At 67.6% G+C, this 15,944-nt stretch carries 18 protein-coding genes; 13 read left to right on the forward strand and 5 right to left on the reverse strand.

Going from position 1 to position 15,944, the window contains the following annotated elements; all coding sequences use genetic code 11:
* Positions 1-239: 239 nt before the first annotated feature.
* From ACFZAM_RS31570 to ACFZAM_RS31605, 8 genes are all read left to right on the forward strand, one after another.
* Positions 240-3,338, forward strand: coding sequence for a GNAT family N-acetyltransferase (locus tag ACFZAM_RS31570; protein WP_391050909.1), 3,099 nt, complete (start codon positions 240-242; stop codon positions 3,336-3,338).
* Positions 3,335-5,503, forward strand: a complete 2,169-nt coding sequence (locus ACFZAM_RS31575; RefSeq protein WP_391050911.1) for an NAD(+)--rifampin ADP-ribosyltransferase — start codon at positions 3,335-3,337, stop codon at positions 5,501-5,503. Before ACFZAM_RS31570 ends, ACFZAM_RS31575 begins: the two co-directional genes overlap by 4 nt.
* A gap of 72 nt (positions 5,504-5,575) precedes the next feature.
* Entirely contained in the window at positions 5,576-6,331 is a 756-nt protein-coding gene (locus ACFZAM_RS31580; protein ID WP_391050912.1) for a hypothetical protein, read from the forward strand.
* A gap of 92 nt (positions 6,332-6,423) precedes the next feature.
* Complete coding sequence (locus ACFZAM_RS31585) at positions 6,424-7,206, forward strand: hypothetical protein (protein WP_391050914.1); 783 nt, start codon at positions 6,424-6,426, stop codon at positions 7,204-7,206.
* 99 nt (positions 7,207-7,305) lie between these two features.
* Positions 7,306-8,274, forward strand: coding sequence for a DUF2637 domain-containing protein (locus ACFZAM_RS31590; protein WP_391050916.1), 969 nt, complete (start codon positions 7,306-7,308; stop codon positions 8,272-8,274).
* 45 nt (positions 8,275-8,319) lie between these two features.
* Entirely contained in the window at positions 8,320-8,907 is a 588-nt protein-coding gene (locus tag ACFZAM_RS31595) for a hypothetical protein (protein WP_391050918.1), read from the forward strand.
* Between the two features lie 319 nt (positions 8,908-9,226).
* Complete coding sequence (locus tag ACFZAM_RS31600) at positions 9,227-9,403, forward strand: hypothetical protein (RefSeq protein ID WP_391050920.1); 177 nt, start codon at positions 9,227-9,229, stop codon at positions 9,401-9,403.
* Complete coding sequence (locus tag ACFZAM_RS31605; RefSeq protein WP_391050922.1) at positions 9,400-10,833, forward strand: glycosyltransferase; 1,434 nt, start codon at positions 9,400-9,402, stop codon at positions 10,831-10,833. The genes ACFZAM_RS31600 and ACFZAM_RS31605 overlap by 4 nt, the downstream gene beginning before the upstream one ends.
* An 86-nt stretch (positions 10,834-10,919) precedes the next feature.
* Here the strand turns inward: ACFZAM_RS31605 and ACFZAM_RS31610 are convergent, their stop codons facing one another.
* From ACFZAM_RS31610 to ACFZAM_RS31630, 5 genes are all read right to left on the reverse strand, one after another.
* Positions 10,920-11,255 carry a hypothetical protein gene (locus ACFZAM_RS31610; RefSeq protein WP_391050924.1) on the reverse strand — a complete coding sequence of 112 codons (336 nt, stop codon included), beginning with the start codon at positions 11,253-11,255 and terminating at the stop codon, positions 10,920-10,922.
* Complete coding sequence (locus ACFZAM_RS31615; RefSeq protein ID WP_391050926.1) at positions 11,252-11,545, reverse strand: hypothetical protein; 294 nt, start codon at positions 11,543-11,545, stop codon at positions 11,252-11,254. Before ACFZAM_RS31615 ends, ACFZAM_RS31610 begins: the two co-directional genes overlap by 4 nt.
* Before the next feature lie 75 nt (positions 11,546-11,620).
* Complete coding sequence (locus ACFZAM_RS31620) at positions 11,621-12,424, reverse strand: site-specific integrase (RefSeq protein WP_391050927.1); 804 nt, start codon at positions 12,422-12,424, stop codon at positions 11,621-11,623.
* Between the two features lie 166 nt (positions 12,425-12,590).
* The gene (locus tag ACFZAM_RS31625) at positions 12,591-12,866 is read right to left on the reverse strand and encodes a hypothetical protein (protein WP_391050929.1); all 276 of its coding nucleotides are present in this window, start codon (positions 12,864-12,866) and stop codon (positions 12,591-12,593) included.
* Positions 12,866-13,096 (reverse strand): hypothetical protein, encoded by a 231-nt coding sequence (locus ACFZAM_RS31630; RefSeq protein ID WP_391050931.1) that lies wholly within the window; start codon positions 13,094-13,096, stop codon positions 12,866-12,868. The genes ACFZAM_RS31625 and ACFZAM_RS31630 overlap by 1 nt, the downstream gene beginning before the upstream one ends.
* Before the next feature lie 370 nt (positions 13,097-13,466).
* Here ACFZAM_RS31630 and ACFZAM_RS31635 point away from each other — a divergent pair, with 370 nt between their 5' ends.
* The 5 genes from ACFZAM_RS31635 to ACFZAM_RS31655 all read left to right on the forward strand — a co-directional run bounded on the left by ACFZAM_RS31635 (position 13,467) and on the right by ACFZAM_RS31655 (position 15,717).
* Complete coding sequence (locus ACFZAM_RS31635; RefSeq protein WP_391050933.1) at positions 13,467-13,685, forward strand: hypothetical protein; 219 nt, start codon at positions 13,467-13,469, stop codon at positions 13,683-13,685.
* Positions 13,686-14,067: 382 nt separating this feature from the next.
* A complete protein-coding gene (locus ACFZAM_RS31640) occupies positions 14,068-14,367 on the forward strand; it encodes a hypothetical protein (protein WP_391050935.1) in 300 nt (99 codons plus the stop codon).
* Positions 14,364-14,582, forward strand: coding sequence for a hypothetical protein (locus ACFZAM_RS31645; RefSeq protein ID WP_391050937.1), 219 nt, complete (start codon positions 14,364-14,366; stop codon positions 14,580-14,582). Before ACFZAM_RS31640 ends, ACFZAM_RS31645 begins: the two co-directional genes overlap by 4 nt.
* Positions 14,583-14,685: 103 nt before the next feature.
* A complete protein-coding gene (locus tag ACFZAM_RS31650; RefSeq protein WP_391050939.1) occupies positions 14,686-15,195 on the forward strand; it encodes a glycine-rich domain-containing protein in 510 nt (169 codons plus the stop codon).
* Between the two features lie 12 nt (positions 15,196-15,207).
* Positions 15,208-15,717, forward strand: a complete 510-nt coding sequence (locus ACFZAM_RS31655; RefSeq protein WP_391050941.1) for a glycine-rich domain-containing protein — start codon at positions 15,208-15,210, stop codon at positions 15,715-15,717.
* The last annotated feature ends 227 nt before the right edge of the window (positions 15,718-15,944 follow it).

Raw genomic sequence — 15,944 nt, forward strand, 5'->3', positions numbered from 1 at the left:
CATGGGCCACGTCTGCCGGTCCCTATTGCATGATCAGTTCCTTTCGCAAGGCTGTTCACACCAGTCATGGTGCGTCTGACTGAAAAGTCGGCTCCAGGCTGGCGGGTGGTTATCTTGGCGGGTTTCCCCCGAGGCGCCGCGTAGACATAGAAGAGGGCCCCTGGACTGCAGCCGGGGGTCCTCTTCACGTTCTCCTGTCACCACCTCAGCCCCTGACTCCAAGGGCTGGAGGTGCAGGGATGACGGACATCACCGCTACAGGGTTTTTCCGCCGGACGGCCGCAAGCGCGGCCCCGCGATTCGAACACGAAGAGACCGAAACCGGCGGCACGAAGCGCCCGACCCGCGTACGACTCCAGGCCCTCCACCCCGAAACCGGCGAGGAGATGGGCCACCTCACCTACGACGTACCGCGCCGCAAGGCCGACAAGATCTACATCAACAAGCTGGAGACTCACCCCGAACACCGGCACAAGGGCGTCGGCTCGGCGCTGATGGACGAAATGCAGCACCGCCACCCCGGCACCCCCATCGAACACGGCGACCGCACCCCCGACGGCGCCGCCTGGTGGAAGAGGTACACCGACGGCAAAAGCGTCTCCAGGGGCCGCACGATCGCCTCCCTCAGCGACTTCTTCCGGTCAGCGACCGCCCACCCCGGCCCCCCGGCGGAATCCTTCGCCCAGCAGGACGGAGAAGACCACTACGACTGGCAGAACAGGGTCCGCCGGGGACTGTCGCTCGGCCACCTCACCCACGAGCAGGCCGAGGCCCACAAGTACTACGGGAAGGGACACGAGAGCAACGGCTGGCAACCCCTCCCGCATACCCTCTACCACACGACCACCGACGTAGCGGGAGTCCAGCAGCACGGCCTCAAGTCAGGAAGCGAACTAGGCCAGAAGAACGGCCACGGTCTCGGCGGCACCCCGGACTACCTGTCCATGACGGACTCCGCCGAACACGCCCACACCATGCTCCACGCCCTTCACGAGTACCACGACGTCCTCAACGGCAAGACCACCATGCACGATCTGAAAGACGCCGCCGACCGGGGAGAAGGCGCCAAGCACCCCTTCGGCAAGGAATACACGGGAATCTTCGGACACGACCCCGATCACGCCCAGGCCACCATGAACGAACACGTCATCGAGCCGGGCTTCCGTACCCACGACGAGGCCGCAGAGCAGGGCCTGACACCACACCCCACCCGCCACATGGACTTCGGCGAAACCAAGGACGGCCGTCGCGCTGGCAGCGGCTGGATCCGTCCCATGACCGACAGGGAGAAGCTCAACAAGCGCCACGAGGCGTACTCCGCTTTCTCCCAGGCCCGTCACTGGGCGGGCGAAGGCAAGCCAGGAGTTCTCTTCCTCGCCAACGACCGCGCCGCCTTTGCCGCAAAGGACCCGTCCAACTTCGGCGTGATCAAGGTCCGGCCCAAACCCGGCGCCCAGGGCCACTACCTTCCCGGAGAGCACGAGTGGCGCACCGGCACCGGCGACGCCGTCGAGACCCACGGCGAGCCCCTGCGCCGCACCAGCGCCCGCATCGGTGCGGCCAAGCACCACAAGACCTGCCCCTGCTGCAACGGCACCGGCGAGCACTACGACACCGGCTTCGAGTGCTACCACTGCGACACCGCAGGCGACGTCCCGGCCGACTCACCCGACGACGCCTCATGCGACGGCGCCCAGGCCGACGGAGGCTCCAGCCACACCGCGACCTTGGATCAGGCGATGCCCCCTTTCCCGGTGACGGCCGCCGAACTGGGCGTGTACGGGCCACCTGACCGCTGGTACCACGCCTCACCCCACAACCTCGAAGAGAGCGGCTTCGAGGAGGGCCACACCAGGAGGGGGCACGACGAGGAAGCCGGGAAGCACTGGAACAGCCACCTCGGCATCCACTTCACCTCCGACCACGGCACCGCCCGCGACCTCGCCGAAGAGATGCACGGCACCGTCCACCACGTCTCCCTGTCGATGGAGAACCCCAAGCACTACCACTCGGAGAACGACCTCACCGACGAAGCCCACGCCTGGACAGCCGCCCACCCCGAATTCAGCCGCGACCTGCCGAAAACCCACGACCCCGACGTCCCGGCAGGAGCGCTCCGCGAAGGCGACCTGCGCCACCACCCCCGTATCGCCGAGGTCGGCCGCGCCTTCCGCGACCACCTCCGTGAGCACGGCCACGACGGCATCACCTACGGCAACGAGTACGAAGGCCCACGGGGCCACCTGTCAGCCATCGCCTTCAGCCCGCACGAAGCGACCATCGACGGCGCTCACTCCTGGGACGAGGACGATGACAAAGACCTCGACGAGCGCCCCGTGAAGTACGCCGCACGCCGACAGATGGCCGCCAGTCCTCCGCAAAAACCGTACTATCCGGGGCACGACCACGGCGAGTCAGACGGCCCCATGTCGTACGGCGGGTGGACGCTCAACGGACGCCCTTGGGATGAGGCGACCCAGCAGCACATCGCCTCTGCCAGCACCCCTGTTCCCGACAACAACGAGCCTTACGAACATAAGCATGACTGGCTGCCCCACGGTCACTTCTTCGCGCCCGCTCACAAGGATCTCGACCCGCGCCTCTTCGACGGTGATCACCTGCGCCCCGAGGTACGCCGCGAGATTCTCGGCCTGATCAACTCGTTCTGGGCACCGAAGTACGGCGACACCTGGCAGTCCTGGGCCCGCGTCTACCTCGCCGGATCCGAGGCCAGCCACTTCTACGGCAACAACGACCTCGACGTCCTCATCGGCATCGACTACGACGCCGCTCGTCACTACGTGGACGCCTTCACCGGCGAGCCCAACGGCGAACTCGACACCAAGCTCACCGACGAACTGCGCGAGCACCTCAACGACGGCCACCGGATGCTCCCCGGTCCCGCAGGCCAGACGGGCCCCTGGGACTCAACGTTCTACTGCAACCCCGGCTCGTACGACATCCGCGCAATCAAGCCGTACGCCGCGTACGACATCACCCGTGACGAATGGGCCGTACGCCCCGTCCAGGTCCCCGACGACTTCGGCCCGACCAAGCTCCCCGAATCCACCTGGGACGTCCTCGACGCCCTCCGTGCACTCGTCAAAGCCGTCGCCGAGCTGCCCCCCGGAACCCGCGAACGCGAAGGCGCCGCTCTGTACGATTACCTCCACAGCGACCGCCACGCTGCATTCGGACCCGAGGGTGACGGCCTCTACGACCCCGCCAACGCGGACTGGAAAGCCCTCGACGCAGCCCCAGGCCACCCACTCCAGCAGCTCATAGACTGGAAGCACTCCCACGACGGTGCCACCACAGACCAGGAGAACGCAGCATGACCGACACCAGCACCACCGCGTTCTTCCGGCAGTCTGAGACCATGGGCCACGCCGACCTGTACCACGGGACATCGTCAGACGCTGCTGACTCGATCGAGCAGGACGGCTTGTACCCGGCAGCACAGGGTCACCCCACCTTGACGACCTCATGGGCCGAAGCGGAGACGCATGCGCGTAACACCTCCTCGCCGACGATCCTGCATTTCCGCGTGCCGCACTACATCACCGAGATGGGGCTGAAGTCTTCTCCCGGTGATGAGCCCGGTGAAACGAAGTACGCCATCGACGGGAAGAGGCTGCACCCGTCCTTCCTGCATAAGCGTCATGACCTGGACACCTCCCACACTGCGACCGCCTTCTTCCGGCGCGCCGTAGACGAGCCCGGCCCCAAGGTCTGGAAGCACAAGCACCTGACCTACGGCCCCGACGGCGGCTATGTCGAGAAGGAGTCCGAGGTCTACGGACCGCTCTACCACGGTGGTGGCAAGCGCCTGCGCGAAGGCGACCAGATCAAGCCCGGCCGCAAGACCAACTCCTGGGGCGACGAGGGTGCGAAATCCACCCACGTGTACTTCACTACCCACAAGGACACCGCCGCCTCGTACGCCCAGCAGTCCGGCGGCCACGTCTACGAGGTCGAACCGACCGGCGACTTCAAGGGCGACTACAACGGCGGCGACTACAAAACGCAGCACCCGCTGAACGTCGTCCGCAAGCTCGACCGGTCCGAATGGGATACCGGCAAAACGGCGGCCGTCACCGCCACCGCGTTCTTCCGACAGTCGAGTGAGCATCCGGGTCCGTTCTTCCACGGTACGAGGTACCCCTTCAAGCCGGGTGACCTCATCGAGCCGGGTCACAAATCGAACCAGGGGTACGGACAGCCCAATCCTCATGTTTTCTTCACTCATCGTCCCGAGATCGCCAAAATCTTCGCCGATTCAGCCGACGACCCTGAGGGGCATGAAGGGGCACGCCCCCGTGTGTACGAGGTAGAGCCCACCGGCCCGCACGAGATGGACACCGACGAGCTGCCCAGGGATGCCAAAGCCGCTGGCTCAAGACAAAGCCGCCACCCCCTCCGCGTGGTCCAGGAGCATCACTCAACCTATGAACCCGGAGATGACGACCCTGACTACGGGGAGTTCGAACATGAGGGCTGTGAGGAATGTGGTGAATCCATGGAGGATGAGCCGCACTGTAAGCACTGCGGCTACGGCCACCACGCCTCCTGCTGCGAGGAAGGTGGCAGTGGAGGACACCACTACGCTTCGACTGCCACGGAGTTCTTCCAGCAGACTGGCGCAGTGAGCCACCTCGATCTGTACCACCGCACGACACCGGAAGCTGCTGACGCGATCTACCGGGAGAAGCGCATGCTCTCCCGCGAGAACGGTCCGGTGTACTTCTCCACGCACCGGGGGCACGAGCCGGACAGCCAGGCCATCGGCTACGGCGAAGGTGTCGTCCACGTCCGAGTCCCCGAGCACCTCGCGCAGATCGACGACGAATTCCCCAGCGGCGAACAGCACTACCAGATCCATCAGCGCGACCTGCGCCCGGAGCACTTCATCGACGACCGGGCCCAGCACACCGCCGCCGCTGACCATCCGGTGCAGGAGATCCGTCTGCTGGGTGCGCTCATCGCGCGGCAGGCCGCTACTGACAGCGAGACCGGCATAATGGTGGCGATCGTGCCGCCGCGTGAGATTGCGGAGCAGCTCGCGCGGGAGGGCGGCGAGCCGGTCGGGGAACTCCACATCACTCTGGCGTATCTGGGGAAGATCAGCGATTACACCCCCGAACTGGTGAAGTGGCTTCCGGAACTCGTCGGGTCGTGGGCGGCGAGGCAGAAAGCTATCCGTGTGCGTATCGGGGGAGTGCTGAAGTTCTCCAATGAGGCGGAGAACCAGCACGTGCTGGCGGCGACTGCTGACATCCCTGGCGGCGCCCAGCTCCATTCCGATCTCGCGGCGTTCCTCACAGGTCACGGATACCGGCTGCCGTCGGAGCACGGGTGGCTGCCGCATCTGACGCTGGCGTACGTCGACCGGCATTTCCGGTTCCTGCCGAAGATGCCCGAGCACGAGTGGATCGCCGACCGCGTGTGGACGTCGGTGGGGCCCACATGGACAGCAGTCATGCTGGACGGTATTCCTCACTGACGCGAAGGCGCCTAGGGTGGCTGGAAGCCGCTACTTCAGTGCATACAGCACCCGCCACTCTGGAGTCCGTTCATGAGCACCTCCGTCAGGCCCGTTCCCGCTCCCGTAGAACACGTCCGGCAGCTCGCCCTGTTGGTGGGCTGGAGAATCGAGGACCGCCCCCGCAGCGTGGTGCTGTTCCCGCCCGTCGGCAGGCCGGTGTCACTCCCCACGCGGGGCACTCCCGACGAGCGGAACATCAACGCGATGGCCGAGGCGGCCGGGCTGTTCAGGGCTGTTGAGGCGCACGAGAAAGCCGAGGTGGACAAGAACGTCAGCATCGGTCTGGAGCAGTACCCCGGCGCCCCGGCCGCCGCCGAGCCCGAGCAGGCGAAGTTCGCGTGCCCAGATGATCCGGCCTGCACGTTCAGCAGCGACAGCGCGCCCGGACTCGGCGCGCACCGTTTCCGCGCCCACGGCGTGAGGAGCGCCAAGCACAAGAGCGCCAGGCGCCCGACCGTCCAGAGTGAGACTCCGGCCGAGGTGTCGGCCGCGTTCGGGCTGCTGGAGCAGGAGGTGATCCGCGCACTGAGGGGTGTCTCCGACCTGGAGGCGAAATGCGAACGGCAGGAGGCCCAGGTCCGCGAACTGCAGGACCGCATGTCGATGATGGTCCCGAAGGCGTCGTTCGACACGGTGGTGCAGACGAACGCGGCCCTGCGGGCGCAGATCAGAGAACTGGAGCGCTTCAAGAGGGGCGTGAAGAAGGTGATCCTGACCAAGCCGTTCCCGCAGATTCCGGTCGCGATTGCCGCTCTGGGCGGGTCGGGGTTCGTCACAGGAAAGTAAAATGCACCCACGTGTGCACGCACCATGTTGTGCGTGCACCATGTTGTGCGTGCACCATGTTGTGCGTTACGGTGGTGTCGTCCGCACAACTTATGGAGGAGATCATGGCCTCGTCGTCACGTACCGCACCTGACAGGCACTCTCGGCACGACGCGACCACCCCGGCGGCCGAGAACCTGGCTATTGTCGGCGAGGTGGTCACGTCGATGGAGCAGGCTCTGGCCTACCTCCAGGGATTCCGGGACGACCTGCTCGCCGCCACCTGGGAAGAGGGGTACAAGGCCGGGACCATCGTCACCCTCGCGGGCAAGCCGCTGAACCAGACGAGCTGGCTCTACAACATCCTCCGGGCGCGCGGCTACGACACCTCCAACGGCCGCCTGCGCCTGCGCCGGAGCCCCGTCCCCATCGAGCTGCCCAAGTCGTTGGAGGACCTCCCCGCTGGCACCGAACAGGTCGGGAGGATCGCCGTCCGGTTCAACAAGGCCCACCCCGACAAATACGTGCAGGGGTTCTTCTCCGGCAAAGAGGGGCTGACGCCCTCCGACCGGGCCCGGATCGTGCTTCTCCACGAAGACGAGAAGGGCGGCACGATGGAGGAAATCGCCCGCAAGGCATCCACTGCCTACGGCATCAACGTCACTCCGGACGGGGTCCGCCGGGTACTGGAGCAGGCAGGCGTCACGCCGAAACGGTCCGGCCAGAGGAAGGTCCAGGTTCCCGTTGAAAACGTCGACGCGCTCCTGGAGCGCCACGAGACCGACAACGTGCCGCTGAGGACACTGGCGCGCGAAGCGGGCGTGAGCGAGTTCGTACTCAAGCGCCGCTTCACCGAGGAGAAGGAGCGCCGCGCCCAGGAGACCGACGGCACCTGAAACAAACGCCAAAGCCCCCCGCGACTAGGAATCGCAAGGGGCCCCTGACGGCACCTATCCCGTTCCCCGCCCGCCAAGGCATAAGGAAGAGAGTTCACGGTGACTACCGCCCATGCTACCGCCACCCGCCGCTTCACGTCTGCATTCACCGAAGAGAAGATCACCGACGCGGCGATCTACCTCCTCGCGCTCGGCGGCTTCTACATCACGTACCAGACCCTGTACCAGGTCGCGCTGACCAACGGGTTCCCCCCGGACCAGGCCGTCGTCGTCGGCGCCCTCGCCGACCTCGCGATCCTCGCGTACTCCCGCAAGGCCGTCCAGGAAGTCCAGCAGGGCCGCTCCGCCTGGGGCATCCGCCTCATCGTGGCAGCCCTGTCCATGGCCACCGTCGCCCTGCAACTGCGCGCGGCATGGCCCCACCCCACCGCGCTCGGCCAGCACGCACTGCCCGCCGTCGTGTGGATCACCGGCCTGGAGATGATGCTGCGCGGCAAGCTCCGAGCCGCGAAGGCCGCCCGCCGCCAGGCCCTCATCGACGCCGGACTGCGCCCGGCGCCGCTGGCCAAGCTCCGCCTCAGCGAGTGGATCCTCTCCCCGTGGCCGACGTTCCTCGTCTGGCGCATCATGAACCTGCGCAGCGCGACCGCCGACACTGCGAAGGCCCACCTGGCCCGCACCTGGACCAAGACCGCGCCGATGCCCGCATCATGGACGGTCACGGTGCCCGCCGTCCTCGCGACCGTCCCGCCCTTCAAGACCCTCGAACGGCCCCGTTTCGCTCTCCCCGCCGCCACGGCCGCCGCCGCGCCCGCGCCCGTGGCGCCGCTGCCGACCATCAAGCACACCGACGGCACCGAGGCCACCCCCCAGGAAGTCACCGCGTTCCTCGGCGCCCTCCCGGCCGCCCCCGGCAAGGGACGCAGCAAGGCCGAGGCCCGCGTCTACCAGGACGCCGTCCAGCAGATCGCCGACGAACACACCATCATGTGCACCGGCACCCTGATCGCACGCCTCCTGGACGTCTCGCCCGGCTACGTCTCCCAGCTCAAGCACGTCACCATCTGACGAACCGTCTGTCCCCCGCCGACCCATGGAGCTACCGTGGACGCCATGACCACCAACGGGGGACACGGACACGACCTCAGCGACATACCGCCCAACTCCTGGGTACGCACCGGCGGCACCTACTACCACTACAAGGGCTACGCACCCGACGGCACGCCCCGCCTCGCGAAGCTCTCCCGCCGCCCCTACGGCCGCACCTACACAGACCTGGACACCATGACCGTCCACCAGGCCCCCGGCGGTGTGCACCCCTCCACGGCGCTGTTCCTGACCGCGACCCTCATCGCGGCCGTGACACTGCCCCTGGCCCTCCACGGCCAGAGCGCCCCCCTGATCTTCGCCGGAACCGCCGTACCCAGCGGCGCGTTCCTGCTCACCGCCGTGATCTGCCACTGGGCGCCGATGAAGCCGCAGGACGCCATCGAGTTCGCCGAAGGACAAGCCGCGCTCGACCAGGCCGCGTGGGAAAGCACCCTCCACGCCGCCGAACGCCGCGTCCAGCACGCCCTCGACGCCCAGGAGGAGGGCATGCGCTGGCAGCGCGCCACCTGGGCCCAGCAGGCTGCGATTAACGCCGCGCTCCACCCCGACGAGGACACCTACCGCCCGTACGGGCAGTCCCCGCCGCTGTAGAACCGCGAGACGCAGACGTACGGCCCCGGCCAAGGGGAACTGCCCGTACGTCCACGCCCCGCCACCCCGCTTCACAGGAGCGACCCCACCCTACGAGGCCGCTGACACCCCGTCACCCCTCAGCCCGGAACCCGGACACCCCCGGACACCGGAGCCTCAACCCCCTGTGCCACAAAGCACATTGAAAAATGTTTGAACGGTCCATAAAGACCGCGTAAGACCGCTACCGTGTTCCACGACTCGCCCGCCTGAGTCACCCAACACAACCGCGCACCGCGCGAAACCCGCCAACGCAGTATCTGTCCCAGGGGGGACCACCATGTCTGACCACTCACAACTCGCCAAGACCGGCGCCGGACTCGGCGGCGTCGTCGTCATCGGCGGCCTCTCGATCCAGGGCTACATACTCCTCGCCATCACCTTCGTCATCGTCGGCATCGGCGCCGTCGCCGCCCGCTTCGCGTTCCGCCCGCACCGCGACCACAGCCAGCGATGAGACGCCACAGCGCGCCCGACGCCTTCCTGCACCGCTCCGTCACCGCACTGGCAGCCGCCCTCACCCTCACCGTCCTCAGCGGCTGGACCGCCGAACACGTCATGCACACCCTTCACACCGACGGCCTCGGCCTCGTCTGGCTCACCACATTCGTCCTGCTGGTCACCCAGACACTCCTCTACCACTTCGAACTCCCCTACAAGATCACCCCCCGCATCCAGAAACAACTCGACGCACTCCACGTATCGATCATCCTGCCCGCCTACAACGAAGACCCCGGCTACCTCCGCATGGGCCTGCAAAGCTTCCTGCGCCAGACCCGCCCGCCCGACAGCGTCCACGTCGTCGACGACGGCTCAAAAACCACCGACTACGCCGACGTCCGCACCTGGTGGCTCGAACAAGCCGCCAAGGCAGGCATCCACACCACCTGGAGCCGCACCCCCAACCAGGGCAAACGCCACGCCCAGGTCCACGGCGTACGCCAGGCCAACGGCGCCGCCGACATCTTCATCACCGTCGACTCCGACTCCTGCCTCGCCCCCGACGCCGTACGCCAGGTACTCATCCCCTTCTCACGCCCCAAAGTCCAGTCCGTCGCCGGAATCGTCATCGCCACCAACCACCGCGTCAACCTCATCACCCGCATCACCGACCTGTGGTTCGTCACCGGCCAGCTCGTCGACCGCTCCGCGATGTCCGCCATGGGATCCGTCCTCGTCAACTCGGGACCCCTGGCCGCCTACCGCGCCGCCGTCATCCAGGACAACCTCGACAGCTACCTCAACGAAACTTTCTTCGGCCGCCCCGTGATGTTCTCCGACGACTCCCTCCTCACCCTCTACGCCCTCCTGCGCGGCCGGACCGTCCAGCAGCCCTCCGCCATCGTCTTCAGCGCGATGCCCGAGAAGACCGGCCACCTCCTGCGCATGTACCTGCGCTGGATGCGCGGCAGCACCATCCGCTCCATCTGGCGACTCCGCTACCTTCCCGTCACCTCCTTCGCCTACTGGGCCCACCTGATGCGGTGGGCCCAGATGATCCTGTCCACCGTCGTCCTCGTCTGGCTCCTGGCCGTCGCCCCCGCCACCACCCACCAGTCCCCGCCGCTGCTGATCCTTGTCATCCCCTTCGTCATCGGATGGGCCCAAGGACTGCGCTACCTCAGCATCTTCCGCAGCGACGAACGCATGCGATCCCGCACCGCGACCTGGTTCATGATGCCCCTGGCCGTCCTGTGGGCCTGGACCGTCCTGCGCGCCATGCGCTGGTACGGCATGGCCACCTGCGCCAGAACCGGCTGGGGAACCCGGCAGAACGGCGCCGAGGTCTCCCTGGACACCGCCGAGCCCCACAAACTCCTCGACCCGCATGCCGAGAACACCCTCACCCTGGAAACGCCGCTGCCCGTCGGCGGCCGGGCGGCCTGACGAACCGGCCCACGCAGACAGCGGAGAACCCCCGGAGGACTAATCCGGGGGTTCTCCGCTGTCTCGCCCGTCGGAGCGCGAGCGGCTCAACTTAGCGCACCAGCACCCGCCGCACCGTCAGACACGGCCGCGCGCTTCAGCACGGCCGCCAGGCGCAGAGCCTCCTCGTCGCTGAGATACAACGTCGCCGCTCCGCCGATCGCACTGCCGCCGTGCGGACGGACACCGATCTCCTGGACAGCCAGCAGCAGCGGGCGCAGGGGCGGAAGACCGAGGATGCCGACGACACCCCTGCACTCCTCGGGCGGGAACCAGACCCGGACGTCACCGGTCTCGAAGCGCTCGGCAGTCGAGACGGTGAGACCGAGCCTGCCGAGCGCACCGGTCAGGGCGACGACCGGTGCGTCCTCCTCGCCGGTCATGCCGGGGGTGCGAGGCGGTAGACCTCGCCGGTGTAGAGGCGGTCCTCCTCGACCTCGGTCCAGGAGGCGACGGCGTCCTTGATGAGATACCGCTCGGGGTTGGGCATGTAACCGTGCTCAATGAGCCGGTGTCCGGCGCTCGCGGGCCGGAAGTCGGTCCAGTGCTCGTACGTCTGCTGCAAGAGCTGCCTGCCGTCGTTGCCGCAGACGGTGACGGTCCAGTGTTCACCCCGGCCGTCCCAGGTGACGGGGAGCATCTCTACGGTCTCGGGTGCGGGAGTGTCGGCCATGTCTCTCCTCTGATGGCGAGTCCGGTGTTCCAGCGTAGTGACCGGGGCCCGCAGGACGCGGCCGTTCAGCGGGAGTCACCCCGCCAGCGGGCTGGGGGAGTGGGCGAGTGCGTCGGGCTTGAGATCGCGAGGCACACGGGCGGCGGTACAGGCGGGGCTGGCGATGACGGCGGCGCGCAGCACGGTGCGGGGGGTGATGTTGGGGTCGAGGGCGTTGCCCCGGTACGTCGTCAGCACCGGGCCGCTCGCCTCGTGGGAGTGCGGCGGCCGGAAGACCCGGTGCGGCAGGTAGACGGTGAGGACGCGGGTGACGGCGGCCGGGAGTTCGGTCAGGCGGGTGCCGCCGCCTTTCTGCCAGACGTCGGCGGTGAGCCGGTGCTGCTCGAAGTGGAGGTCGGAGAGGCCGAGTTCGGTGATCTGGCGGGGGCGGAGCTGGGCGAGCATGAGGTAGATCATGAGGCGGTCTCGGGCTGCCGTGGGGGTGGTGAGGGCGTCGGCGGCGGCGCGTACGGCAGCGGTCTGGGCGGCGGTGAGGAGGTCCAGGCCGGGTTCGTCCTGGGGGCGTCCGCGCAGGGCCGCGTAGGCGGGGGAGTGGCCGCAGTATCCGAAGTGCTGGGCGTAGGCGTAGAACGCGGACAGCGCGGAGACGTGGCGGGCGCGGGAGCGCACGGCGTGGCCGGTGGAGTCGAGCCAGGTCTTGACGTGGGAGCCGTCGGCTTCCCAGGCGTTGATGCGGACGAGGTCGAGGAAGTCCAGCCAGGAGGTGACGTCGTTCTCGTAGCCGTCGGTGCTCTTGTCGGCCAGGACACGGCCGGTCGCGCCCCGGCGGTCGGGGTTGCCGTCGGCGAGCCACTGTTCCAGTGCGGTGCGCGGGTCCATGGGCTCATGGTGCCAGCCGGTGCCGACAACGGGCGAAGTCCCCCGTCTCAACCACATCGACAGGGGACTTCGTGGGCCGGGATCTCTCAGGAGACCACTGTCCGTCGCAGGGACACGCGACCGGCCACCGCGTGGCCGTTTCCGGCTGGGGTCGAGCGTACAGGGGTCAGGCGTCGTCGGCTTGGAGTCCTGAGGATCGCTGTTCGCCGCCGGGGCACATGCTGTCGGTGGGTTTGTCCTGGCGTGATCGGCGCCGGTGGGCGCGCAGGGTGTTGTCCTGGCGGAGCTGGGGATACGCGCCGCATGTGCCGCAGTAGCCGCGCGGTGTGTGTCCGGCGGCTTTCTGCTGGGCGTAGGGCATCACCGTGTAGGAGGGGCCTTCTCCCCAGGGCTTGGTTTCGACGGGTCCCCGTGTGACGCCGGGCGGCAGGTCTCCCGCCATCAGGCGTCGTTGACGGGGAGGATGAAAGCGGTGCCGTCGATGAGTTCGACGGCGATGCCGGGTCGTCCGTTCTCTCCCGCGTCGGGGATGACGGTGACGGAGTCGACGGCGTCCTCTTTGCGGAGGGCTTCGTGGACGATTTTGGCGAGGCTGTTGGCGAGTTCGTCGGTGCGGGCGGCTTCGCGCTGCCTGGCCTGGGCGATCTCTTCGGTGCTGAATCCGAGCGGCATCAGTTCTCCTGCAGGATCTGGCGGGTTGCCCCACTCTACCGGCTGACTTTAGATAACCGCCACTACCTCGGCCTAAGAGCCCGCCTCGGCTGAGGTACGGTGCGAATGTGCGGGACGGCGCCGCGCCCGCGCAGGTAAGTGGGTGGTGCGTGGCGGTTATCTAAAGTCATCACGTGGTTCCCCGATTCGGGACGGCCCGACCCTGTCTTCTCCTCCATCCGGCGCGCCACGGAAGCCCCCTCGACCAGATGCGCACGCGCACACCGCAGGGCCTCCTCCGCGTCGCGGAGACTCAACTGCGCCGTCACGCCTGCTCCAGACTTGGCCTGTAAGCACCGGCCGCCGACACGCCTCGGCAACGATCACCGCCATGGGAATCTTCAGGAAAGCCGCCGAAAAGGCAGGCGACGCAGCCGAGAAGCACCGCCTGCGCAGCAACTCCAGGGACCTGGCCGCAGGCTCGTCCATGGGAGACGACGGACTCGCGCAGTGCGGGAACTGCAACTCGACCATGATGCGCACAGCGATGGGCTACTCCTGCGGCTGCACGCCGGGCACGTTCGTACCGGAGGGCAACATCGGCAAATAGAGGAAGCACAGAGGACCCCTGGCGAAGAGTCTGGGTGCCGCTGCGACGGCGGTGAAACGCAGCGGAGTGGCGGCGCCCCGAGTCTGCCACAGTCGGCCTCATCAGCCGTAGTACGGCACGCCCCGAGTGCACTTTGTCCGGGGACGACGAAGCCGGGCGGTCATCACCCGCCCGGCCCGTCAACCAGCGGGTTGCACCCCGCCAGTCGATGAGTCCCAACCACTACGAAAGGACTTCGCTATGGAGTCTACGGCCCTCGGCATGCCCGCATTACCACCGGCACACAGCACGTCACCTGACGAGGGGTTCAGCCCCCGCGTCAACGGGGTCGCTGTCTTCGCGGCCCGGCGGGCACCCAGGGGGTGAGGACAAGGAGACCCTCATGAGCCGCCGTCACAAGAACCGCCCCGCCGTCCCCCCGCAGGCCGCCGAACCCGGCCCCGCACCCGTTTCTTCTCCGGCGCCAGTGGCGTTCCGGCTGCCGCAGTGGCCGGAGCGGGCCTGCCGCCTGCTGGTCGCGGGCGAGTTCGCGAACCACTCCTGCGAGGTCCCCGAGGCCCACCAGGGTCCCCACGCGAGCATGTCGGTGCCGCAGTCCGTCTCGATCCGGGCGGCGTGGGAGAAGCAGCACCCCGAGCTGGTGGAGATCCGCATCGAGCCCGAGTACTTCTTCAGCGCGTGAGCAGCACGACCGGGGCGTTCCCGCCCCCGCCGACGACCGATCCGGGCGCCGCGCTCCATGACGCGGCGGTACGGCGATTGCAGGTGCTCCACAACCACCTGGCGGTGAACCGGCCGCGTGCGCTGGCCGCCGCCGGGCCCGGTGAGGACGCGGTCGACGTCACGATACGGCTGCTGGACTCTCTGCCCGGCGAAATCCCGCCAGAATTGACATGAGCCGAATTTTGAAAAAATGTCACCTGGAAGACTGAGGGCGAGGAGACTGTCCGTACCGGGCCCACTACGGGCCGGACAGACGTCGACATGGAGGAGTACCGCCATGACCGCTCCCGCTCTCGAACGTACGGCCGTGCGAGATCCGCTGAGCCTGCTGCCCGCCAGTGAGTTCTCGGCTGTCGTCAGCACGGTCGTCGGCAACAATCCCGGCATGGACCGGGCCGTCGCCGAGAGGGTCACCGCCGAGGCCCTGAAGTTCGTGGCGACGGCCGCCAGGTCGCACGGCCAGAAGCTCGTCCCGTCCAGGCTCGTGGACGAGGGCTGGCATGCCCTGATCCTGCACACGCGGGTCTACCGGGAACTGGGGGTGCGGGTCGGGGTCTTCGTCGACCATGTGCCCACCGCGCCCGGCGCTCCCCGTCATGGGGACGGCAGGCGTACGGCAACGGTCGAGGCGATCCGCAGTGCGGGGTTCGAGCCGGATCTGGACCTGTGGGAAGGCGCTGCGGCCAATTGCTGCGAGCACGAGGACTGCCCCGGTGACTGCGGGGCGGTCATCGTGCCCATCCCGGACGAGGACCGCCTGTCCGTCAGTTCACGCGAACGCGACTGAGGAGTAACTGCCATGGCAGTGCACGCACCTGAGAAAGTGGCCGTCCGCGATCCGCGTGAGCTGATCTCTGCCGAGGAGTTCACGGCGGTTTCGCAGACGGTGCAGCGCAATTCCGGTCTGACCGTGGAGGTCGCGGACCGGATCACCGCTGAGGCGTTGAAGTTCGTGGCGGCGGCGGCGCAGTTCCCCGGACAGGGGATGCGGCCGTCACGTGTGGTGGATGAGGGCTGGCACGCGCTGATCCTGCACACGTACACGTACCACCTTCTGTGCCAGAGGCTCGGGGTTTTCGTCCACCACTGCCCCGAGGCTCCTGACCCCACCCGCTACGACAAGGACGCGCTCGCGCGGACGACCGGCGCGGTCCTGGCGGCCGGGTTCGAGGTCGACCAGGAGCTGTGGAGGGGGCCGGAGGACCGCTCGTTCCAGGTGGCTGCCGACTGCCAGCACGGGCCCGGAGGTCCGGAGGGAACCTGTAATACGCCGTGCACCGACAAGGTTCCTTCTCCGAACCCCAACTAGGCCGTAACCGCTGTGTGGTGCGTTCGTTGACTCTACGCTGGCATCCAGGAGGTGGCGCATGAGGGCAAAGTGGGTCAACCCGAAGTACGCGGCCGTGGTGGATGCGGTGATGGACGCACGCGCTTCCAGTGATGCGAGTCCGGACTGTGAGTGCCGTGGAGTCGGCGCCTTCGTGGTGGTCGATTACAAGACCATGACTGTCTACTCCACGCCGTGCCTGCCCTGCA

It is taken from the genome of Streptomyces sp. NPDC008079 (assembly GCF_042957385.1).
GTDB lineage: Bacteria > Actinomycetota > Actinomycetes > Streptomycetales > Streptomycetaceae > Actinacidiphila.